The sequence below is a fragment of the Streptomyces pacificus genome (assembly GCF_011766325.1).
Taxonomy (GTDB): Bacteria; Actinomycetota; Actinomycetes; order Streptomycetales; family Streptomycetaceae; genus Streptomyces; species Streptomyces pacificus.
Genome location: NZ_BLLG01000002.1, coordinates 349460 through 371710, shown reverse-complemented (window position 1 = coordinate 371710; position 22251 = coordinate 349460). Strand labels below are relative to the sequence as shown.

The following is a 22251-nucleotide window of genomic DNA, read 5'->3' as shown; positions in this document are numbered from 1 at the left end:
GCCGGGGGCCCGTTCACCCGTGCCTAGCATCGGGTGACGAGCTGGAACCGGCACGGGAAGCCGGTCCGCGCACGGCGGTCCGCGGGCCGCCGTGCGCCACCCGGCACCGCAGGGATGCGCACCGGACGTCCCGGATCGCCCTCCCGGCAGCCGGCCAATCATGCGACGCGGAGATCCAGAATGCGACTTGCGCAAGTGGTGGCATCCGTCATGGAGCGCTACGCGGACCGACCCGCCATCGGCGAACGGATGAAGGAGTTCGTCCGCGACCCCGAGACGGGCCGGACCGTGACCCGGCTGCGGCCCGCCTACGAGACGACCAGCTACCGCGACCTGTGGGCCCGGGTCAGGGCCGTGGCCGGTGAGTGGCACCATCACCCTGACCGTCCGCTGCGGGCCGGCGAGCGCGTCGCCCTGCTCGGCTTCACCAGCCGCGACTACACGACGATCGACCTTGCCTGTATCCATCTCGGTGCCGTCGCCGTGCCGTTGCAGACCAGCGCCTCGCCCGGGCAGCTGAGGGCGATCGTCGCGGAGACCGGGCCGTTCACCGTGACCGCGAGCCTGGAACGGCTGGAGGCGGCCGTCGACCTGGTACGCGACAGCGACGCGGTGCGGCGGCTGGTGGTCTTCGACTACCACCCGGAGGCCGACGACCACCGCGAGAGGTTGTCCGCGGCACGCGCCCGGCTGGCCGGCGCACGCCCGGGCGTGCTGGTGGACACCCTCGCCGACGTCGCCGAGCGGGGCGCCGGCCTGCCCTCGCCCCCTCTGCACGCGGCGCCGGACGGGGAGGACCCGCTGGCGATGCTCATCTACACCTCCGGAAGCACCGGTGTGCCCAAGGGCGCCATGTACACCGAGCGGCTGGCCGGCGCGATGTGGGGCGGCGCCTGGGCCAAGCTGTTCGACGAGACCTACGCGGTCACCTTCCACTACATGCCGATGAGCCATGTCGCCGGGCATTCCTCGCTGAAGGCCACCCTGGTGCGCGGCGGCACCAGCTACTTCACGGCGAGCAGCGATCTGTCGACGTTCTTCGAGGACATCGCGCTGGCCCGGCCCACCGAACTCTCCCTGGTGCCCCGGGTGTGCGCGATGCTGCACCAGCGGTTCCGGAGCGAGGCCGACCGGCGCGTCGCCGCGGGCGCCGAGCGTGAGGCGGCCGAGGCCGAGGCGCGCGCCGACATCCGGGAGAACGTGCTGGGCGGCCGGGTCACCTGGGCCAGCTGCAGCTCCGCGCCCCTGTCCGCCGAACTGACCGCCTTCACCGAGTCCCTGCTGGGCCTGGAACTCCACAACGTCTACGGTTCCACCGAGGCCGCCGGGGTCTCCGTCGACGGGATGCTGCTCCGCCCGCCGGTCATCGACCACAAGCTCGCCGACGTGCCCGAACTCGGCTACTTCCGCACCGACACCCCCCACCCGCGCGGCGAACTCCTGCTGAAGACGGACGCCGTCATCCCCGGCTACTACAAGCAGCCGGAGCTGACGGCGGAACTCCTCGACGAGGACGGCTACTACAGGACCGGCGACATCGTCGCGCAGCTGGCACCGGACCGGATCGCCATCGTGGACCGCCGCAGCAACGTCCTGAAGCTGTCCCAGGGCGAGTTCGTCGCCACGTCCCGGCTGGAGGCGATCTTCGCCGCGGGCCCGATGGTCCGGCAGGTCTTCGTGTACGGCAACAGCGAACGCTCCCATCTTCTCGCCGTGGTCGTCCCCACCCCCGACGCGCTGCGCGAGTACGGCGCGGACGAGCCCGGCCTGAAGCGGCGGCTGAGCGGTTCGTTCCAGGAGCTGGCCAAGGAGGCCGGGCTCAACTCGTACGAGATACCCCGCGACGTGCTGATCGAGACCGAGCCGTTCAGCCAGGCCAACGGGCTGCTCTCGGACCACCGCAAGCTGCTGTGGCCCCGCCTGGTGGAGCGGTACGGACCGCGGCTGGAACGGCTCTACACCGAGATCGCCGACCGCGAGGACGAGGAGCTGCGGGAGATCCGCCGCGCGGGCGGCGACCGGCCGGTGCTGGAGACGGTGCTGCGCGCCGCACGGGCCCTGCTCGCCGGATCGGGTGCCCGGGTGGGCCCGGACGCCCACTTCCGCGACCTGGGCGGCGACTCGCTCTCCGCGGTGTCCTTCTCCGGCCTACTCCAGGAGACCTTCGGCGTCCGCGTCCCGGTCGACATGGTCATCAGCCCCGCGTACGACCTGCGCCACCTCGCCGAGCACATCGAGACCCGGCGCGGCCGGTCCGGCGAGCGGCCCACCTTCGACACGGTGCACGGCACGGACGCCATCGAAGTACGGGCCAAGGACCTCACCCTCGACAAGTTCATCGATGCGGGCACCCTCGTCGACGCACGGGCGCTGCCCCGCGCGACGGGTGATCCCCGGACGGTGCTCCTCACCGGCGCGAGCGGTTACCTCGGCCGGTTCCTCGCCCTGGAGTGGCTGGAGAAGCTGGCTCCGGCAGGCGGCCGGCTGGTCGCCCTGGTGCGGGGCAAGGACGCCGCCGCGGCCCGGCGTCGCCTGGACGCGGCCTTCGACAGCGGCGACCCGGAGCTGGTCCGCATGTACGGGGAGCTCGCCGCGGGCCGTCTGGACGTGCTGGCCGGCGACATGGCGGAGCCGCGGCTCGGCCTGGACGAGGCCGCCTGGGACCGGCTGGCCGGCGAGGTCGACCTGATCGTCCACGCGGGTGCGCTGGTCAACCACGTCCTGCCGTACCCGGAGCTGTTCGAGGCCAATGTCGTCGGTACCGCCGAGCTGATCCGGCTGGCCCTGAGCCGCCGGATGAAGCGGTTCACCTACATCTCCAGCGTCGCCGTCGCGACCGCCCGCCCGGACCGTCCGGCCCTCGACGAGGACTCCGACGTCCGCACGGCCATACCGGAGCTGGGGGTCGACGGCGGCTACGCCGGCGGATACGCGACCAGCAAGTGGGCCGGCGAGGTACTGCTGCGCGAGGCGCACGACCTGTGCGGACTGCCCGTCACGACGTTCCGCTCCAACATGATCCTGGCGCACAGCCGGTACGGGGGGCAGCTCAACGTCCCCGACATGTTCAGCCGCCTGCTGTTCAGCGTGCTCGCCACCGGGATCGCACCGCGCACCTTCTACCGTGGCGACGGCGCCCGCGCCCACTACGACGGGCTGCCCGTCGACTTCACCGCCGCGGCCGTCGCCGCCCTGGGCGGCGGCACCGGAGCGGAGAGCGGCCACCGGACCTTCAGCCTGGTGAATCCGAACGACGACGGCATCTCCCTCGACACGTTCGCCGACTGGCTCGAAGAGGCGGGCCACCGCATCGAGCGGGTCGAGGACTACACGGACTGGTACGGGAGGTTCGAGTCGGCGATGCGCGCCCTGCCCCAGGCGCAGCGGCAGTACACGGCGCTGCCCATCCTGCACGGCTTCAAGGAACCCGAGGCACCGGTGCACGGATCGGTCATCCCGTCGAAGCGCTTCCGCGCCGCGGTCCGGGCCGGGAGAATCAGTGGCCATGCGGATATTCCGGGCCTCACTCGCGAGCTTGTCGCGAAGTACGCGGCCGATCTGACGGGTCCCCGGCCCGCCGGGGCGGGGACTCTGCCGTGAGTCGTGCCCGTACCGCCGGGAGGGCCGCCCCGGTCCCAGGGGCGGCCGACGACGTACGTGCCGCCTCGCGCGCGGACCTCCGCGTGCACCTCGGCCGGCCGCCACCTACTCGGCCTGAGGGCGGCGCCTTCGCCGGAGACCGGGCGTCCCGCCGCGGCGGGACGCCCGGCTCGGGTCAGCGCGCCGTGCGGGCGGCCCGGCCGACGGACTCCACCAGTGGCAGCATCCGGTGCGGCACCCGTTCGCGCAGCGCCATCTCCGTCCGCGTCCGGACGACCCCCGGAAGGCTGATCAGACGCTGGACCACATCCTCCAGATGGCCGTTGTCCCGGGCGACCACCCTGGTCAGCAGATCTCCGCCGCCCGTGATGGAGAACGCCTCGATGATCTCCGGCACCTCGGCCAGCGCGTCGCCCACCTCGTCCAGACGCCCCTGGGTGACCTCGATATGGACGAACGCCAGCACCGGGTGGCCGAGCGCGGCGGGGGACAGCACCGGGCCGGTACCCGTGACCACGCCGGTTCGCTCCAGCCGGTCGATCCTGGCCTGGAGGGTTCCGCGGGCGATGCCGAGAAGACGGGCGTACTCCCTTACGCTGGTGCGCGGCTGATCGATCATCAGCCGCAGGATGCGGGTGTCGAGCTCGTCCACTGCCACTGCCATGGCCACCGCCGTCGGCCTCCCTGTAGCCCGCCGTTCTTCCCGTCGACTGTACCAATGGCCCAGTCGGAGGCGGGCCAGGACCCCGCAGGGAAACGGCGCTCCGCCGGACGGCCGCCCCGGTTCGCCCGGATTCCCGGGGCACCCTGCCCCGGGGCCTCACCGCTGCGCTTCCTGGTGCGGCTGGCCCCCCGGCCCCCGGCCGGGCGATCGCCGCGGCCCTGTTCACCGCGCCGGCCGCGGTCCGCGCGTGCCGTTCCGCCGAGGCGCGAAGCGGGAGGCCGGTCGGTGTCGTCGCGACTCGCCGGTATCGGCCTCACGGCGCTCTCGCTCGCCCTGGCCTGCGCACGGTGCCGCTTGCGCTCGCCGTCGACGCCGTGTGCGGAACGCCGGCGGGGACGCCGCCACCGCGCTGACGCTGCTCGTCTGTACCGGGTTGCGGTGGCTGCTGCCGAGGCTCGTGGACCGGAGTGCTGCCGGGGGGCGGAGGGCGGCGACGCGCCGTCGACCGGTGGACCCGGCGCCGAACCGGAGGCCGCCCCGGCAGCTGCCGGGCTTCCCTCCGGGCTGGACCGTTGGCCCGCAGGGCCGAAACCGAGGAGCTTCGCGACTGGGCCAATGGACCATTGAATCGGCATCGACTTGAGCCACTGGGGTGTGAGGTGCTCTCATAGACCCGTCGATGGCGCTGCGGACTCCGCGGCGCCATTCTCATGACGGACATCCGATGGGTATCTGCAGATATTTCCAGGTATCTGCAGATGTCGCGTGCGTGTCAGCGCGTCCCGCAGCGCCGATGCGCGCCCGGCGCACATCGGCACCCGCTCAAGCGCATCGAAGATCTTCGTCCGTCTCCAGGACCATCAGGCACAAGCAGGAACACCGTGAAAGGGGCGGTAGGTGGTGCTGAAGAGGGTGTTCGCGGCCCCCGACCCGGGGCTGCTGCGACTGCGCAGCGCCACGCGGGCCGTCCTCGGCATCGGGGTGGCCGTGGCCGGGTGCGCGCTCACGGGCCACCCGCTCACCGCGGTCATGACGGGTGGGCTCGCAGCGCTGCTGGCCCTCTTCACCGTCACCGACCCGAGGGTCCGCGACCAGGCCGTCACCACCGCCCTGCTGCCCGTGGCGGGCCTTCCGGTGCTGGCCCTCGCGATCAGCCTGCACGCCGCCCCGGGGGCGCGCGACGCGGCCTTCGTGGCCGTCGCGGGAGCCGCGGTGTACGCGCGGCGCTGGGGCCCGCGCGGGCACGCCCTCGGGGTCTTCGCGTTCATGGCCTTCTTCGTGACGCAGTTCCTGCGGGCGGTGCCCGCACAGCTCCCGGAACTCTGCTCCTCCGTCGTCCTGGGCGTCCTGGCCGCCTCCGCCGTCCGCTTCGGCGCCTGGTGCTTCGAACGGCGCCTGCCGCCGCCCGTCGCGCCCGTGCTGCCGGGAGGGACGGGGCTGGCCCGGACGACCACCCGGCAGGCCGTCCAGGTGACCGTCGCCGGGACGTTGGCCCTCGCCGCCGGCCAGCTGCTCTCCGACGAGCGCTGGTACTGGGCCGTGGGCGCCGCCTGGTGGATCTTCGTCAACACCAGCGCACGCGGAGAGACCCTGGTCAGGGGCTTTCGCAGGCTTCTCGGCACCGTCCTCGGCATCGCCGCCGGCCTGGTCGTCGCCGTACCCCTCCAGGGCGCGCTGCTCCCGACGACCGTCCTGGCCCTGGCCTGCGTCTTCGGGATCTTCTACAGCGCCCCGGTCTCGTACAGCTGGATGACGTTCGCGGTGACACTGCTGGTCTCGCTGCTGTACGGGCTGCTCGGGGCGCTGGGGCCCGCGCTGCTCGCGCTGCGCCTCGCCGAGACTGCGGTCGGCGCTCTGGGCGCGGCGCTGGCGGTGGCGTTCGTGCTGCCCGTCACCACCCACTCGGTGACCGATGCCTGGATCCGGCTGGCGGTGCGCTGCGTCCACGAGTGCACCACGACCGCGATGCGCAGGCTGGCGGGGGACGAGACCGCCGATCCGGCGCCGCGGGCCGCGGAGCTGGAGCAGTTGCTCGCCCGGGTCCGGATGTCCCTGGCGCCCCTGGTCCACCCGCTGAGCCCGCTGCGCGCGCGAAAGGCCCGGGCCCGGCAGGTCCTCGCCCTGCTGGACGACTGCGCCAGGGAGGTACGCGGCCTGGCGGCCGTCGCGGCGGATCCGTACGCCTCCCACGACGCCCGGCTGGCCGCGGCCTGCTGGCGGGTCGAGGCCGCCGTGCACGCACTGGAGCCGGAGTCCGGGCCCGGCTGTGCGCCCGCTCCCGCCGGACCGGGTGCGGCGGGGCCGCACCCGGGCGCCGAGGCCGCGCTCTCGCACCTCGACGCTCTGGAACGGGCCCTCTCCGGACTCGCCACGCCGCTGCGCAGCTCCCACCGCGCGCCGCTCACCGCCGTCTGAACGCGCCCGGGGTGCCCATCCGCGCGCGGTGCCCAGCGGTCCCGTACGACCGGCCGCCGGCTGCGCGGGGCCGTTGTGTCACCGGCCGCCGGCCCTGCACTGCAGGAGGCGCTCGCACGGCCCCGGCCCCGATCCCGATCCCGGACCCGATCCCGGACTCGGGCCCGACCCCGGACCCGCGGCCGGCAGCCCGGCGCACCCAGCACGGCTGTGAGCCGGCCTGCCCGCGCTTGCCCCGGGCGCGCGTCTGGACGCACGCCGGTGCACGGCGGACCCGCGTGCGCCGGGCGGCGGCTCCCGGTCGGGCACGTGCATCCGGCATTCACAGGGTGGATCAGGACCGGTCCGGGGTAGATCGGGCGGCATCCACGACGCCTTCACACACCGGGGTGCGCACCATGCGGAAGTTCCTTCGTAGAGCCGGCGTACGCGAGTTCCGCCCGCCGGATCCGCCGCAGGCCGGGGCACAGCTCGTCCGACCGGAGCCCGCGGCTGCGCAGGGGCAGTGCCCGGTCGGCCGCCCCGGGTCGGCCGGAACGGTCCCGGAGCGTTCCGCACCGGCGGCCGACCTTGGGCGACTGCGCCGGGAAGCCGAGGAGTTCCTCCGGCTCTATCACCGGGAGGAGCGCGGCGCGGGCGATCCGGCACCCCGGATAGCCGCCGTGTGCGCCGAGATCGACGCCACGGGAACGTACCGCCACACCGCGGCCGAACTCGCCCATGGGGCGCGCGTCGCCTGGCGCAACAGCAACCGCTGCATCGGCCGTCTCTACTGGCGCTCCCTGCGGGTGAGGGACCGCCGCGATGTGCGCGACGCCGAGACCGTCGCAGCCGAGGCCGCCGCCCATCTTCGCGAGGCGGCCAACGGCGGCCGGATCCGGCCCGTCATCACCGTCTTCGCGCCCGACGCCCCGGGCCGGCCCGGCCCGCGGATCTGGAACGAGCAGCTGGTGCGGTACGCGGGCTACGCCGGCACCGGCGGCCGGTGCACCGGCGACCCGCGCAACGCCGGGCTCACCGCGTACGCGACGGGCCTCGGCTGGCCGGGTGGTCCCGGTACGCCGTTCGACGTCTTGCCGTTGGTACTGCAGGGCGGTGACGACAAACCCCGCTGGTTCGAACTGCCGGAGGACGCCGTGCACGAGGTGCTCCTGCGCCACCCGGAGGACGACTGGTTCGCCTCCCTCGGGCTTCGCTGGCACACGGTGCCCGCCATCTCCAACATGTGCCTGGAGATCGGCGGCATCTGCTATCCGGCCGCTCCCTTCAACGGCTGGTACATGGGCACCGAGATCGGCGCCCGCAACCTCGCCGACACCGACCGCTACGACCTGCTCCCGGTCGTCGCCGCGCGGCTGGGCCTCGACACCTCCACCGACCGCACCCTCTGGAAGGACCGGGCACTGGTCGAACTGAACCGGGCCGTGCTGCACTCCTTCGACAGCGCCGGCGTGACCGTCACCGACCACCACAAGGAGTCGCGCCGCTTCCTCGTCCACCTGGAGCAGGAAGCGGCGCGGGGGCGCAGGGTGGGGGCCGACTGGTCCTGGATCGTGCCGCCCGTCTCCGGAGCGGCGACCCCGGTCTTCCACCGCACCTACGACAGCGTGCAGGCACGACCCGAGTTCGTCCACCACCCGGAGGCGCTCGCCCGGGCCCGCGGGGAGGAGCCGGTGCCGGGCCCGATCTAGTGCCGCGCCAGTCGGCGTTCGCCCCGTCGGGACGCCCGGCGCGACGGCCTGCCCGGCGAGTCGCCGCATTGCCGGCCGCCACCGGGCAGGCCCACGGCGAGGCCGATCCGGCCGTGCTCCGCGTCCGCGAGGAGGCCCGCGCCGGGCTTTCCCTCGCGGGTTTCTGCGGCGGGGCCTCCCGCGCCGGGGCCTCCCGCACTGCACTGCACTGCGCTGGGCGGGGCGGCGGCGGTCAGCGCGCCTGGGCGCCCTGCGGCTGGGGTGAGATGCCCAGCGTCGTCGTGTACTGCGACAGCACCAGCCTGCCGATCGCGGGGTAGGCGCCCAGCGGTTCCGCGGTGGGGCAGCCCGCCTCGGCGGCGGCTGCCGCGAGCAGGCCCTCGGGCAGCTCAGGACCGACCAGGTAGGGGGCCAGTGCCAGCTGGGAGGAGCCTGCGGTACGCAGTTCCCGAGCCGTCGCCGCGATGGCGCCCTCCTGGTCCAGCGCGGCCGCCATGACGGGCACGGCGAGCCGTGCGGCGAGCAGCATCCCGGTGATCCCCGCGGCCTGGACCGCCTCCTCTCCGCCGACGGTGGCCAGGACGATACCGTCCGCGGCGGTGGCGACGGTGAACAGGCGGGCCCGGTCCGCTCGGGCCAGCCCCGCCTCGGACAGCCGCACATGGAGGGCCTCGGCGAGCAGCGGATGGGGGCCGAGGACGTCGGTCAGCTCCGCCGTCGCCCGGCTGTCCAGGACGGCCTGGCGGATCCGGCGGATCAGGGCGCCGTCCGGGCCTGCGAGCAGCGGCACCACGACGGAGGCCGGGCCCTCGGGCACGTCGATCTCGCGGCCGGCCGCCCTCGCCAGTGCGTAGCGCTCCTCGCGCAGCGCGGCGGAACCGGTCAGCACGCTCCCCAGCGTGGGGTACTCGGCGTCGTCGCCGTCGATGTAGCCGATGGCGGCCTCGAGGCCGGGCAGCTCGGAACGGGCGATGCTGACGACTTCCTCGGCGAGGCCGCGTATCGCGGACGAGGGAGTACCGGGCACGGCGAGAACGAGGGTCGGCGCGCCCTCGGGTGCCACCACGGGCTCCGGGCGGCGGTGCCGCCCGGGCTGGCGGGGTCGCGGCATTCGTACGGGCAGGCCGGATGCGGGCCCAGTGGGGGAGCTCATGGCGCCGCATGCTACTGGTTTCGTCGTCGTGCCTGATCAGGGAGGGGGTGGTCGAGTGCCGTCTGTCCGTGTTTACCCGATGAGTTCGTTAACGGTCGCCTGTGCCGGTCTGGCGGGTAAGGGGGGTTGTGAGGACGAGCAGCCGCGGATCGTGCGGCAGCTTCAGCGTCCCGTCGGCGAGCGCTGCCGCGACGGTCAGTGAGCCGGAGAGCGGGTCTCCGGCCGCCGGCACCGGTTCGGCATGCGGGAGTTCCCGGGCGAGGGCGCCGCGCAGCGGCACAAGGAGCGGATCGCCCATCGCGAACAGCCCTCCGGTGAGGGCGACTCGGCAGTCACCGGCCGACGGGGGCGGACAGACTGCGGCGGCCGTCTGCGCGATGTGGCTCGCCGCGGCGGAGAGGATACCCGCGGCGACCGGGTCGTCGGCGCAGCGGGCGACCTCGGGGGCGAACGAGGCCAGCACCGCCGGCCGGTCGGTGCGCGGATACAGCACCCCGGGGAGCGACGCGGCCGGCCCGAAGACGTCCTCCAGCCGCTGAAGCAGCGCCGGGGAACCCCCCGCGCGCCCGTCGTGGGCCCGAAGTGCCGCCTCCAGTCCCGCCCGCCCGATCCAGGCGCCCGATCCGCAGTCCCCGAGGAGATGGCCCCAGCCGTCGGCACGCTGCCAGCTCGCCAGGTCCGTACCGGTCGCGATCATCCCCGTGCCGGCGGCGACGACCGCGCCGGGCCGCTGGCCGAGCGCACCCGCGTACGCGGTGACCGCGTCCGCGGCGAGCGCCACCTGCCGCACGCCCAGTTCGCGCGACAGCGCCCCGGGCAGCACGGCCACCAACTCGTCCCCGAGGGAGGCCATCCCCGCGGCTCCGACGGCGGCGGCGGCCGGCACCGCCACCCCGGCCCGCCGCAGCAGCTCCCGTGCCATCGGCAGCAACTGCTGGAGCAGATGGGCCGCTTCGATCCCGGAGCCGCCCGTGCGCACCGGTTCCCCGGGCGCCGAGCTCAGCGAGGACGACGGTGCGGCGGCGGGGGCGAGGGCGACGCGCAGGCCTGAGCCCCCGGAGTCCACTCCCAGGACCCAGTCGCCCGCACCGCCGCCGGTCATGGGAGGCGCCAGTCCACCGGTCGCGCACCCTGGCGGACGAGCAGGTCGTTCGCCCTGCTGAACGGCCGGGAGCCGAAGAAGCCCCGGTCGGCCGACATGGGGGAGGGGTGCGCCGACTCGATCGCCGGGAGTTCGCCGAGCAGCGGCCGCAGATTGCGCGCGTCGCGCCCCCACAGGACGGACACGAGCGGTGTGCCGCGGGCGACGAGGGCGCGGATGGCCTGTTCGGTGACCTCCTCCCACCCCTTGCCGCGGTGGGCGGCGGGTTTGCGGGGCGCGGTGGTCAGCGCTCTGTTGAGCAGCAGCACTCCTTGCCGGGTCCACGGCGTCAGATCGCCGTTCGACGGCCGGGGGAGCCCGAGGTCGCCGTGCATCTCCCGGAAGATGTTCTCCAGGCTGCCCGGTAGCGGCCGCACTTCGGGGGCCACCGAGAAGCTCAGCCCCACGGCGTGCCCTGGCGTCGGATAGGGGTCCTGACCGACGATCAGGACACGCACGTCCTCGAAAGGCTGCTGGAAGGCGCGCAGCACATGCGCGCCCGCCGGCAGGTACGTCCGCCCCGCGGCGATCTCCGCGCGGAGGAAGTCGCCCATCGCGGCGATGCGTTCGGCCACGGGTTCCAGGGCTTCGGCCCACCCGGAATCGACGATGTCCTTCAATGGTCGTGCTGCCACGGTCGTCACTCTACTGGCCGCGCGCGGCGTCTCTTCCACCGACCGCCGCAGCCCGGACGCAGAGCACATCCGGCAGGTGGGAGGCGAGTTGCTGCCAGCTGTCGCCGTCGTCCGTGCTCGCGTACAGCTCGCCGTTCCGGTTGCCGAAGTAGATCCCGGCGGGGTCGGCGCCGTCGGTGCACATCGCGTCCCGCAGCACGGTGCCGTAGTGGTCCCCTTCGGGCAGCCCTCGCGACAGCGGCTCCCATGTCCCGCCCGCGTCCACCGTCCGGTACACCCGGCAGCGCCGCCCGGCGGGCACCCGGTCGGCGTCGGCGTTGATCGGGAAGACATAGGCGACGCCGGGGCGGAGCGGATGGGCGACGACGGCGAAGCCGAAGTCGGACGGCAGGCCCGCGCCGATGTCCGTCCAGGTGGCGCCCCCGTCGTCGCTCCGGTACACCCCCCAGTGGTTCTGGAGGTAGAGCCGGTCGGGATCGCCTGCGTCCTGGGCGATCTTGTGTACGCACTGGCCGAACTCCGGCTTCGGGTCGGGCAGGAAGGCCGCCTGGACCCCGTCGTTCGACGGGGTCCAGGCGGCTCCGCCGTCCAGGCTGCGGAAGACCCCGGCCGCGGAGACCGCCACGATCACCCGGCGGGGGTCCCGGTGGTCGGTGACCACGGTGTGCACGGCCTCCCCGCCGCCGCCCGGCATCCACTTCGGGCGGGTGGGGTGCTCCCACAGCGGCCGGACGAGGTCGAACGTCTCCCCGGCGTCCTCCGAGCGGAACAGCGCCGCGGGCTCCGTCCCCGCGTAGACCACGCCGGGAGCCGCGGGCCCGGCCGGATGGAGCTGCCAGACCCGTTCCAGGGAGACCCCGGTGTCCTTGGGGAACCTCACCGCGGGCACGGCCGGTTCCGCCCAGGTCGCCCCGAGGTCGTCGGAGTGGAACACCGAGGGGCCCCAGTGCGCGCTGTCCCCGCCGGCCAGCAGCCGCGGCACGGCGCCGCGGCGCGTGTCGATCCCGACGGAGTACACGGCCTGGGCGTTGAAGTGGGGGCCGTCCAGCTCCCACCGGCCGTCTTTCCGGCGCCCCAGGAACAGCCCCTTGCGCGTGCCTACCGCCAGCAGAACCTCGGTCATCGACGACACCTCCAGGACGCCGTTGTCGCGGACAGGGGCCAGTCTGCACCCACCCACTGACAGCGGCCCCCGGGGTCGGCGTATCCGCAGGTGGGACCGGCCGCGCCCGGCTCCGGCGCAGCCCGTGCCCGGTCGTGCCGGTGCCGATGTGGGCCTGCCGGCCGCCGGCCGCCGGCCGCACGCCGGGCACGGGCTCAGACCGAGCGGTGGTACTGCTCGGGGATCCGGACCGCCCCGCCGAGTTCCCGAGCGGCGCTGCGGGCCCACGAGGGGCTGCGCAGCAACTCCCGACCGAGGAGCACCGCGTCGGCCTCGCCGTTCGCCAGGACCTTCTCGGCCTGCGCCGGGTCGGTGATCAGACCCACCGCGGCCACCGGCAGCTCCGTCTCGTTCCTGACCCGGGCGGCGAACGGCACCTGGTATCCCGGACCCGCCGGAATGCGTACCCGCGGCGCGTTGCCACCGGAGGAGACGTCGAGGAGGTCCACGCCGTGCTCCCGCAGCAGCGCCGCGAAACGGACGGTGTCGTCGGCGGTCCAGCCGTTCTCCTCGAGCCAGTCGGTCGCGGAGATCCGGAAGAACAGCGGAAGCTCCTGCGGCCACACCGCCCGTACGGCGTCGACGACCTCAAGCGCGAACCGGGTGCGGTTCTCGAACGAGCCGCCGTAGGCGTCGGTGCGGTGGTTGCTGTGCGGGGAGAGGAACTCGCCGATCAGATACCCGTGTGCGCCGTGCACCTCCACGACCTCGAAGCCCGCGTCCAGTGCCCGCCGCGCGGCCTCGGCGAACCGGCCGGGCAGCTCGGCGATCTGATCGGCGGTCAGCTCGTCGGGCACCGGGTGCCCCTCGTCGAACGGGACCGGGCTCGGCGCGACCGGCTGCCAGCCGCGGGCGTCGGGGCCCACCGGTGCGCCACCCGTCCAGGGCCGGTCCGTGCTGGCCTTGCGGCCCGCGTGGGCTATCTGGATGCCGGGGACGGTGCCCTGGTCCTTCAGGAAGCGGGTGATCCTGCGGAAGGCGGTGGCCTGGGTGTCGTTCCAGATGCCGAGGTCGTGCGGGCTGATCCGGCCCTCGGGGACGACCGCGGTCGCCTCGACCAGGATCAGCCCGGTGCCGCCGGCGGCGCGCGCGGCGTAGTGGGCGAAGTGCCAGTCGGTGGGGACGCCGGCGTCCGGTCCGGCGGCCTCGGCGCTGTACTGGCACATCGGGGCCATCCATACGCGGTTCGGGATGGTCACGGACCGGAGGGTGTACGGCTCGAACAGTGCGCTCACGGGGGGCTCCATTTACGGCGGGTCGAACAAGACGCTCGTACGATACCCCTCGTAGTACGGTAATTGTCAAACTAGAGTGCCGGTCATGCGGGCGGCGCCCGGCCGGTCCCCGTTCGCCTCCGCCCGTCCCGTCCCTCCCCGCTCGCCGCTGTCCCTCCTCGCCCCTCCTCGTCCCTCCTCGCCCCTGTTCGCCCCCGTCTCCCTCGTCACGCCTTGCCTCTCCTCGTCCCTCCCCGTCCGGGGCTGTCCGGCCCCGTCCGCCGTGCCCGTCCCGCGGCGGTGCAGGCGGTGGTCGTCGAACGGGGCCCCACCCCGTCCGGCCTTGCTCGTCCCCGTCGGGGGCGGTCCGGTCCTGTCCCGGTGTCGGGCTGCCGGGCTGCCGGTGTCGCTCGGCGCCGCGGGCGGCGGGGCCGGTCGGTGCGGCGCTGGTGAGGCTCGTGAGGCTGGTGGGGTCAGTGGGTGGGGTCGGCGCAGCCGTCCAGCGGGTCGAGGTCCAGGTCGGCGCCGTCGAGTTTGGCGGTCAGTGCGGACAGGCGCTCCTGCAGGTCGCCGATCTCCTCCAGGGAGAGTCCGGTGGCGGCGGCGATCCTGTGCGGCACGAGATGGGCCCGCTTGCGCAGGGCGGCGCCCTCGGGCGTCGGACGCACGGTGACCGACCGTTCGTCCTCGGTGCTGCGTCGGCGCTCCACGAGGCCGATCGCCTCCAGGCGCTTGAGCAGTGGCGACAGGGTGCCGGAGTCCAGTCGGAGGCGGGTGCCGATCGCCTTCACCGGCAGCTCGCCGTCCTCCCAGAGCACCAGCAGTACGAGGTACTGGGGGTAGGTGAGGCCGAAGTCCTTCAGCACCGCCCGGTACACGCCGTTGAAGGCCCGTGAGGCCGTGTGCAGCGAGAAGCAGATCTGGCGGTCGAGGCGGAGGGCCTCCTCGGTGTCCGGTGTCGTCTTCATGGGGTCAGGTTACCTGCCCCCGGTCTTTGGGTTGTGTGCAATTGAATTGTGTGCTCTAGTGGCTCATGCGGCCCACCGCACGGGCCCTGCCCACCGACCAAGGGATGGTTTTCCATGAACGCGCTGTACACCGCCGCCGCCACTGCCAACGGCCGTGACGGGCGCGCCGTCAGCTCCGACGGCCGGCTGGACCTGCCGCTCGCGACCCCCGTCGCCTTGGGCGGCAGCGGCGAGGGCACCAATCCGGAGCAGCTCTTCGCGGCCGGATACGCGGCCTGCTTCGCCAGCGCGCTCGGCCTCGTCGGCCGCCAGGCGAAGGTCGACACCGGGGAGATCTCGGTGACCGCGGAGGTGGGCATCGGCAAGGACGAGGACGGCGGATTCGGGCTGGCCGTGGTCCTGCGGGTGGAGCTGCCCGCGTCGCTCGAGGGCGGTACCGGCGAGCGGCTGGTGGAGCAGGCGCACCAGGTCTGCCCGTACTCCAAGGCCACCCGCGGCAACATCCCGGTCGAACTGGTCGTCGAGTAGCCCGCTCGGTCCGGCGGTGCCCCGCCGTGCGCCCGGTCCGCTCCGGTCCCTCCGGGCCCGCCGCGGCCGGGCGCGGCAGGGCGCGGCAGGGGCGGGGAACGGCGGGCGGGGCCGAGGCCGGCGGCGGCGGGCCGAAACCGGAGTCGGCCGTCCCGCGCGAGCGCCCGCACGGGGCCGTCGAGGCCCCGCACCGGCCCGCACGCGCCGGTCGACTACGGCGGCCTTCGTACAATGGAAGCCCCAGCCGAAGTGGAGTTCTCGTGACCACCGCCGCACATCCCCGCGAACTCGCCCACCCCCCGCGCGACGAGATCCGGCTCGAGGGCGTGCTGCACGCGCTCGCCGACCCGGTGCGGCTGCGGGTGGTGACCGAACTGGCGACCGCCGACGCCGAGCTGTCCTGCTCGTACTTCGATCTGCCCGTGACCAAGTCCACCTCGACGCACCACTTCCGCGTGCTGCGGGAGAGCGGGGTGATCCGGCAGGACTACCGCGGTACGGCGAAGATGAACGGGGTGCGCCGGGACGATCTGGACGCGCTGTTCCCCGGCCTCCTCGACAGCGTGCTGAACGCCGCCGCCGGGGAGGCGGCCCGCCGCGCCGGCGGCTGACCTGGCACCCGTGCCGCCCGGTCACGGGTGCCTCGCCCACTCGGTCACGGGAGTGCGGCCAGCAGACGCTATGCCGCGGGCAGCTGCGGAGCCATGTCGACACCGGCCGCGCTCAGCAGCCCCTCCCAGTCGGCGATCTTCACCGAGCGGCGCCCCAGCGACCGGCCCAGTGCGTACTCGGCCTCCTCGATCGCCAGCCAGCCCGGCCACTCCACGGGGCGATGCCCCCAGTCCCTGAGCACGTCCAGCGGTTCGTCCGGCAGCGGGCGCGCCGACAACGCGGGGGCGTCCTCGAGGACCGACGCCACCGTCTCCTTGGCGCAGGGCCTGTTGGTGCCGATCACCCCGGTGGGGCCCCGCTTGATCCAGCCCGCGACGTACTCCCCGGAGGACGCGCCGTCCTCCCGGACGACCCGGCCGGCCCGGTGCGGCACCGTGCCCCGTGCGGCGTCGAAGGGCAGCCCCTCCAGGGGCGCGCCGCGGTAGCCGACCGCCCGCAGCACCAGCTGGGCCTCGACCTCCTCGTATGTGCCCGTACCGCGCAGCCCGCCCGAGCCGTCCGGGACCGTCCGCTCGAAGCGCACCGCGGCGACCCGCCCGCCCTCGGCGAGCAGCTCCGCCGGGCGCAGGAAGAAGCGGATCCGGATGCTCCGGGCCCGCGCCCCCGCGGTGTCCTCGCCGGCCGCCGCCCAGCCGCGCACCACGTCGAGGTTGCGCCGGTTGACCGCCGGCAGCGCCGACGCGTCGGCGTAGCCGGGGTCCAGGGCGAGGTCGGCCGGTTCGACGCGGACGGAGGCGTCCGGCAGCGAGCCCAGCTCCCGCAGCTCCTTCGTGGTGAACTTCGCCTGCGACGGGCCCCGTCTGCCGACCATGTGCACCTCGCGCACCCGGCTGCCGGCCAGGGCGCCCAGCGTGTCGTGCGGTACGTCGGTCGGCCGCAGCTCCGCGGCGCCCCGCGCCAGGATCCGGGTCACGTCGACGGCGACGTTGCCCACCCCGATGACCACCGCCGACCGGGCACCGAGGGTGAACCCGCTGCCCGCGGCGTCCGGGTGGGCGCTGTACCAGGACACGAAGTCGGTGGCCGAGCAGCTCCCCGGCAGATCCTCCCCGGGAATCCCCATCCTGCGGTCCCTCGCGGCCCCGACGCAGTAGACGACCGCGTGGTAGAGCCGCAGCAGGCGACCCGGAGCCAGACCGCGCGCGCCCACCTCGATATTGCCGACGAAGCCGATCCGGTCGTCCTCCAGGACCGTCCGCAGTGTGCCCTGCAGGGACTTGATCTTCTCGTGGTCGGGCGCGACCCCGTACCGCACCAGCCCGTAGGGGCACGGGAGCCGGTCCAGGACGTCCACGCGGACATCCGGCACAAGGGACTGCTGGACGAGGGCCTGAGCGGTGTACACCCCGCTCGGCCCGGATCCGACGACGGCGACTCGAAGCACGGCCGCGCTCCTTCCGCAGGGTGCTTTCCAGCATGGCACCGGGAAGACCGGCCGGTAAGCCTCACATGGCACGCATCCGGCTGATCTCGGCCGTCTGCGAGGCGACCACGTCATTGGCCATCTCGCCCACCCGGACGTTGTTGCCCTCGGACAGCACGGTGGTCCCCATCGTCAGGGCGCCCTGGTGATGAGTGATCATCAGTTTCAGGAACAGCTCGTCGAAGGCCGTACCCTCGGCGGCGCGCAGCCGCGCCAGCTGCTCCTCGGTCGCCATGCCGGGCATCGCGCCGTGGTCGTGGTCGTGGGCGTGGCCGCCCGCCGCCTCGTCCTCGCCGTGGCTCTTCAGCCAGCCCCGCATCGCCCCGATCTCCGGCTGCTGGGCGGCCGCGATGCGCTCGGCGAGGCGCTTCACCGGGGTGGCCGCGGCCCGGTCCGGGACGAGCGCCGTCATCTCCAGTGCCTGCCGGTGATGGACGATCATCATCTGGACGTACAGGACGTCCGCCGCGTTCGGACTGTCGTCCGGCAGCTCCTGCGCGGCCTGCTCGGGCGAGAGCGTCCTGGCGGGCTCGCCGGGCTTTCCCGGCGCCACGACCGCGGTGCCGCGGTCCCCCTCGGCCCCCGGGCCGCCGGAAGCGGATACCGACTCGCAGGCTCCGAGCGCGAGCACGGCCGCCGCGACGGCCGCGGCGACTTTCACCGTGTAACTGTTGCCATCTATTGATGTGGGCATGTCTAGACGATACTGCCGAGGGCAGTTCATCGCTCGACCCATGAAGCAGGGGAGGAATAGGTGACCCCGTTGCACACCACGAAGGTGCGGCGCAGACGCCTGGGCGTGGCGGCAGCCGCGGCAGGGCTGCTGGCCACACTGTTCACGGCCGGACCCGCGGCCGCCACGCCCGACCCCGGGGACGCCCCGGCCGAGAGGAGGCTCTCGTCCGAACAGGAGGCGGCCACCGAGGCCTTGGCGGAGAGCGGCGACATACCCGCCGTGGACGAGGTCGTCCACAGCGGCAACATCCGCCATCTCGCCAACGTCCCCAAGGACGCACTCCCGGGTACCAACTCCGACCTGGCCTTCCAGGGGAGGTACGCGTTCGCGGGCAACTACGACGGCTTCCGCATCTTCGACATCCGCGACCCGCGCGCCCCGAAGACCGTCGCCCAGGTGCTCTGCCCCGGCGCCCAGAACGACGTCTCGGTCTCCGGGGACCTGCTGTTCCTCTCCACCGACTCCTCCCGAAGCGACGACTCCTGCGCCAGCACGAGCCAGTCGGCCACGGAGAAGTCCTCGTGGGAGGGCATCAAGATCTTCGACATCAGCGACAAGCGCAACCCGAGGTACGTCGCCGCCGTCGAGACCGCCTGCGGCTCGCACACCCACACCCTGGTGCCCGAGCGGCGCAACGTGTACGTGTACGTGTCGTCGTACTCGCCGAACGCGCTGTTCCCCGACTGCCGGCCGCCGCATGACGGGATCTCCGTCGTCAAGGTGCCGCGGAACGCCCCGGAGAAGTCCAGGGTCGTCGGCTTCCCGGTGCTGTTCCCGGGCGAGGGCCCGGACGGCGGCGGCAACCCCGGCGGACCCACCAACCCCGGTGTCTCCAAGACCACCGGCTGCCACGACATCACCGTGCTGCCCTCCAAGGACCTCGCGGCCGGGGCGTGCATGGGCGACGGGCTCCTGTTCGACATCCGCGACCCCGAGCGGCCGAAGGTCATCGACCAGGTCCAGGACAACGTCAACTTCGCGTTCTGGCACTCCGCGACGTTCAACCAGGACGCCCGCAAGGTCGTCTTCACCGACGAACTCGGCGGCGGCGGGGGCGCCACCTGCAACGCGGAGACCGGTCCCCACCGCGGGGCCGACGGCATCTACGACATCGTCGGCAAGGGCGACGAGCGCACACTGGTCTTCCGCGGCTACTACAAGATCGACCGGCACCAGGCCCCCACCGAGAACTGCGTGGCGCACAACGGCTCGCTGATCCCGGTGAAGGGCCGCGACATCATGGTCCAGGCCTGGTACCAGGGCGGGGTGTCGGTGTGGGAGTTCACCGACTCCACGAAGCCCAAGGAGATCGCCTACTTCGAACGGGGCCCGCTCTCCACCGACACCGTGGCCACCGGCGGCTCCTGGTCCGCGTACTACTACAACGGCCACATCTACTCGAACGACATCGCCAAGGGCCTGGACGTGCTGAGACTCGACGACCGGCGCACCGACCCGGCCAAGCGCGTCCGGGCGCGCGAACTCAACGTGCAGACCCAGCCGGACTACTTCGACCGCTCCGGCTACTGACCGCACCCCCGCGGTGCCGCCCCGGCGGGCGGCACCGCTTCCCCGGCGGCCGGCCGCGTCCGCCGTGCGGGTGACCCCGCCTCACGGGCCGCCGCCGTGCCTGCGGACCCCGGCCCGTCGGCGGACCGGACCGCGCCCGGAGGAACCTCGCGCGGGGGCGCGCTCCCTCCGGGCGCTTGACCGACCGGAGGAACCTCGCGCGGGGGCGCGCTCCCTCCGGGCGCTTGACCGACCGGAGGCAGGCCGAGCTCCCAGTCCAGCCCGTACCGCTGGAACAGCTCCGCACGCAGCCGGGTGTGCGGCATCGGCGCGCCCGGCAGCGCCACCGCGAAGACCGCCCCCATCAGCAGCGCGCGCAGCAGGGGGTAGTCCGCGTCCACGTCCGGGGACCCGTACCGCTCGACGGTGTCGCGCAGCAGAGCGGCCAGGCGCTGCTGCTCTGGGCACTGGACGAACCCCTCGGCCTGCAGAATGCCCGCCATGTGCGCGCGCATCAGCACCGGACGGTCCACCGCGAGACCCAGGATCGCATCCACCGCGCGGGCCAGCCGCTCCCGCCCGTCGACGGTGCGGGGCTCACGCTCCAGCGCCTCCTCCAGCGTGTGGTGCATCAGCCGGTGCACCGCGGACTGGAACAGCTGGCGCTTGCCTGGGAAGTAGTACGAGACCAGTCCGCGGGCCGAGCCGGCCCGGTCGGCGATGTCCCCCAGCGTGGTCGCCTCGTAGCCGCGCTCCGCGACGAGTTCCACCGTCGCCTGGAGCAGACGCTCCCGGGAACGCCGACGGAGCTGTTCATTGACCGATGCGCTCCGCGGGGACATGCTTGACTCCTGCGTTGACTGGCTCGGAGCCAATATACTCAGCGCGGTTCGCTGCGAGGCGCCGGTGCGCCTGGTCAGCGGGGTGGACCGGATCGACCGGGCGACGCGGGGGATCGTCCGGTCCGTCCGGTCCGTGCCGTTCCCCCCGGCACCCGCGCGGATCGCCTCTGCCCGGTGCGCGGCTTCCGGGGCGGCCGGCCGGCTCAGCCGGCCCGGACCCCGCGGGCGGCCGCCCCTGCCCCGCCGCTGCCCCGCCCCTGCGGTCCGCTTCACCCCGCCACGAGTCCGACGACCGGGCGAAGCCCCCCGGGCCGCTCCTCGACCGGCAGATGGTCCACGAAGTGCACCGCGCAGCCCAGCCGCGCGGCCCCGCCGTCCGCGTGCCGGTCGTCGCCGACCATCAGGACGTTCCCGGGCTCCTGCCCCAGCGCCTTGCAGCCCGCCCGGAACAGCCGCTCATCCGGCTTCTGCACCCCGTGGCGGTAGGACAGCACATACGCGTCCACGAACCCGTCCAGCCCGTGTGCCCGGAACACCGGCCGCGGGTCCCAGCCGATGTTGCTGACGACCGCGACGCCGGTCCCGAGCCTTCGCAGCTCGCCGAGCACCTCGGCGGCGTCCGGGTACGGCCGCCAGGCGCAGGGCGCTTTGTGCCGCTCGTAGAGGGCGTCGTAGAGCCGGGGGTCCGGCAGCTCCACGCGGCGGGCGAGGCCCACATAGGCGGCCCGGTGCCGCCGGCTGTCCTGATCGCGAGTCCACCACAGATCGGCCAGATCATCCGGGACCGCCTCGGGTGCGGAGCCGCCGGGCAGCGCCCCGGCCGCCGCCAGTTCGCGCGCGTAGCGCGCGAACGCGTCCTCGCCGACGGAGATGCCCGTCCTGTCGAGGGCGGCCCGCAGCCAGCTGGTGACGGACTCGATCCGGAAGAGCGTTCCCGAGAAGTCGAAGAGCACGCCTTTGATCGCCATCCGGCGATCCTCCCGTTGCGGGGGGCCGGGTTCAAGGGTGTCCGGTCGCCTCCGGGCACCCGCCGGCCGAGCATGGGCATCGCCCGCAGGAGGTCATCCGCTTGGCCACCGTGCGGCGAAGCGTTGCCGGCGGCCCTGCCCGGGGGTGCGCGCCCGCTGCCCGCCGGTGCCGGAGACCCGGTCCGACGAGGCGCCTACCGCTTCGGGTGCCAGGGCCCCCGGTGTGCGGCGAGCCGTTCGTACGAGCCGGCCGCCACCGCCACCAGGCAGGCCCCGAGCAGCCAGCCGGCGAGCACGTCCGTGAACCAGTGCAGACCCAGATAGAGCCTGGTGAAGCCCACACCCAGTACCGAGACCACCGCCAGCAGGGCCGCCGCCCGCCGCAGCCGGACCCCGGCCCCGGTCCTGGCCAGCAGCCACAGCAGAAGCCCGCAGGTCACGGCGGCGGTCATCGCGTGGCCGGACGGAAAGGCGGCGTACTGGGCGGAGTCGACGGGGTCCGCCCAGACCGGGCGCTGCCGCCCCACCAGCGCTTTGAGGGCCTGCTGCACGGCCGAGCCCAGCAGGCTCGCCGCCGCCACCCACAGGGCCAGCAGTCCCTCGCCCCGCCGCAACAGCACGAGGACCGCCGAGAGCACCAGGGCGCGCATCGTCCAGGGGTCCCACACCCAGTCGCTGAGGATCCGGTTCACCCGGGTCAGCCCCGGATCGGCCAGCGCCCACTCGTGCAGCTCGACCGCGACCGAACGGTCGGCCGACATCAGGGGGGCCCAGCCGACGGACACCGTCACCAGCAGGAGCAGGGAGGACACCGCCGCCAGTGAGGCGGCGCGCGCCCAGGGGAACGGAACCCCGGGCTCCGGGGAGAGGCGGTGCGGGATACGGGTGGGGGTGGGGGGAGGCATGGGGAGGATCCTGCCCCCGATCCGC

18 protein-coding genes are annotated in these 22251 nt (G+C 73.9%); 6 read left to right on the top strand and 12 right to left on the bottom strand.

Annotated features, from left to right (window positions below):
* Nucleotides 1-114 precede the first annotated feature (114 nt).
* Complete coding sequence (gene car / locus SCWH03_RS04485; protein WP_308788856.1) at nt 115-3600, top strand: carboxylic acid reductase; 3486 nt, start codon at nt 115-117, stop codon at nt 3598-3600.
* Nucleotides 3601-3775: 175 nt separating this feature from the next.
* On the opposite strand, the gene SCWH03_RS04480 is transcribed toward car, so the two are convergent.
* On the bottom strand, nt 3776-4258 hold the full coding sequence (locus SCWH03_RS04480) for an Lrp/AsnC family transcriptional regulator (protein ID WP_173262533.1): 483 nt from the start codon (nt 4256-4258) through the stop codon (nt 3776-3778).
* 906 nt (nt 4259-5164) lie between these two features.
* On the opposite strand from SCWH03_RS04480, the gene SCWH03_RS04475 reads away from it, so the two are divergent.
* Entirely contained in the window at nt 5165-6679 is a 1515-nt protein-coding gene (locus SCWH03_RS04475) for an FUSC family protein (protein WP_173262530.1), read from the top strand.
* 398 nt (nt 6680-7077) lie between these two features.
* Entirely contained in the window at nt 7078-8370 is a 1293-nt protein-coding gene (locus SCWH03_RS04470; RefSeq protein WP_254076555.1) for a nitric oxide synthase oxygenase, read from the top strand.
* A gap of 232 nt (nt 8371-8602) precedes the next feature.
* Here the strand turns inward: SCWH03_RS04470 and SCWH03_RS04465 are convergent, their stop codons facing one another.
* The 6 genes from SCWH03_RS04465 to SCWH03_RS04440 form a co-directional block, all read right to left on the bottom strand.
* The gene (locus SCWH03_RS04465; RefSeq protein WP_173262098.1) at nt 8603-9523 is read right to left on the bottom strand and encodes a sirohydrochlorin chelatase; all 921 of its coding nucleotides are present in this window, start codon (nt 9521-9523) and stop codon (nt 8603-8605) included.
* Between the two features lie 88 nt (nt 9524-9611).
* The gene (locus SCWH03_RS04460) at nt 9612-10625 is read right to left on the bottom strand and encodes an N-acetylglucosamine kinase (protein WP_173262095.1); all 1014 of its coding nucleotides are present in this window, start codon (nt 10623-10625) and stop codon (nt 9612-9614) included.
* Entirely contained in the window at nt 10622-11299 is a 678-nt protein-coding gene (locus SCWH03_RS04455; RefSeq protein WP_173262092.1) for a uracil-DNA glycosylase, read from the bottom strand. Before SCWH03_RS04455 ends, SCWH03_RS04460 begins: the two co-directional genes overlap by 4 nt.
* Nucleotides 11300-11309: 10 nt before the next feature.
* Entirely contained in the window at nt 11310-12422 is a 1113-nt protein-coding gene (locus SCWH03_RS04450; protein WP_173262090.1) for a WD40/YVTN/BNR-like repeat-containing protein, read from the bottom strand.
* 194 nt (nt 12423-12616) lie between these two features.
* Nucleotides 12617-13696, bottom strand: a complete 1080-nt coding sequence (locus tag SCWH03_RS04445) for an NADH:flavin oxidoreductase/NADH oxidase (protein ID WP_173262087.1) — start codon at nt 13694-13696, stop codon at nt 12617-12619.
* A gap of 452 nt (nt 13697-14148) precedes the next feature.
* On the bottom strand, nt 14149-14643 hold the full coding sequence (locus SCWH03_RS04440; protein ID WP_173262085.1) for a MarR family winged helix-turn-helix transcriptional regulator: 495 nt from the start codon (nt 14641-14643) through the stop codon (nt 14149-14151).
* Nucleotides 14644-14757: 114 nt separating this feature from the next.
* Here SCWH03_RS04440 and SCWH03_RS04435 point away from each other — a divergent pair, with 114 nt between their 5' ends.
* Together SCWH03_RS04435 and SCWH03_RS04430 are read left to right on the top strand one after the other, a co-directional pair.
* Nucleotides 14758-15171 (top strand): organic hydroperoxide resistance protein, encoded by a 414-nt coding sequence (locus tag SCWH03_RS04435; RefSeq protein WP_173262082.1) that lies wholly within the window; start codon nt 14758-14760, stop codon nt 15169-15171.
* Nucleotides 15172-15431: 260 nt separating this feature from the next.
* Entirely contained in the window at nt 15432-15782 is a 351-nt protein-coding gene (locus tag SCWH03_RS04430) for an ArsR/SmtB family transcription factor (protein WP_173262078.1), read from the top strand.
* Between the two features lie 68 nt (nt 15783-15850).
* On the opposite strand, the gene SCWH03_RS04425 is transcribed toward SCWH03_RS04430, so the two are convergent.
* Together SCWH03_RS04425 and SCWH03_RS04420 are read right to left on the bottom strand one after the other, a co-directional pair.
* Entirely contained in the window at nt 15851-17227 is a 1377-nt protein-coding gene (locus tag SCWH03_RS04425; protein ID WP_173262074.1) for an FAD-dependent oxidoreductase, read from the bottom strand.
* Between the two features lie 61 nt (nt 17228-17288).
* On the bottom strand, nt 17289-17960 hold the full coding sequence (locus SCWH03_RS04420; protein ID WP_173262071.1) for a DUF305 domain-containing protein: 672 nt from the start codon (nt 17958-17960) through the stop codon (nt 17289-17291).
* Nucleotides 17961-18020: 60 nt separating this feature from the next.
* On the opposite strand from SCWH03_RS04420, the gene SCWH03_RS04415 reads away from it, so the two are divergent.
* The gene (locus SCWH03_RS04415; protein ID WP_173262069.1) at nt 18021-19532 is read left to right on the top strand and encodes an LVIVD repeat-containing protein; all 1512 of its coding nucleotides are present in this window, start codon (nt 18021-18023) and stop codon (nt 19530-19532) included.
* Here SCWH03_RS04415 and SCWH03_RS04410 read toward each other — a convergent pair.
* The 3 genes from SCWH03_RS04410 to SCWH03_RS04400 form a co-directional block, all read right to left on the bottom strand.
* Nucleotides 19526-20353 (bottom strand): TetR/AcrR family transcriptional regulator, encoded by an 828-nt coding sequence (locus SCWH03_RS04410; protein ID WP_254076554.1) that lies wholly within the window; start codon nt 20351-20353, stop codon nt 19526-19528. The genes SCWH03_RS04415 and SCWH03_RS04410 overlap by 7 nt on opposite strands.
* Before the next feature lie 269 nt (nt 20354-20622).
* Nucleotides 20623-21321, bottom strand: a complete 699-nt coding sequence (locus tag SCWH03_RS04405) for an HAD family hydrolase (RefSeq protein ID WP_173262066.1) — start codon at nt 21319-21321, stop codon at nt 20623-20625.
* A 194-nt stretch (nt 21322-21515) separates the two neighbouring features.
* On the bottom strand, nt 21516-22226 hold the full coding sequence (locus SCWH03_RS04400) for a phosphatase PAP2 family protein (protein ID WP_173262063.1): 711 nt from the start codon (nt 22224-22226) through the stop codon (nt 21516-21518).
* Nucleotides 22227-22251 lie beyond the last annotated feature (25 nt).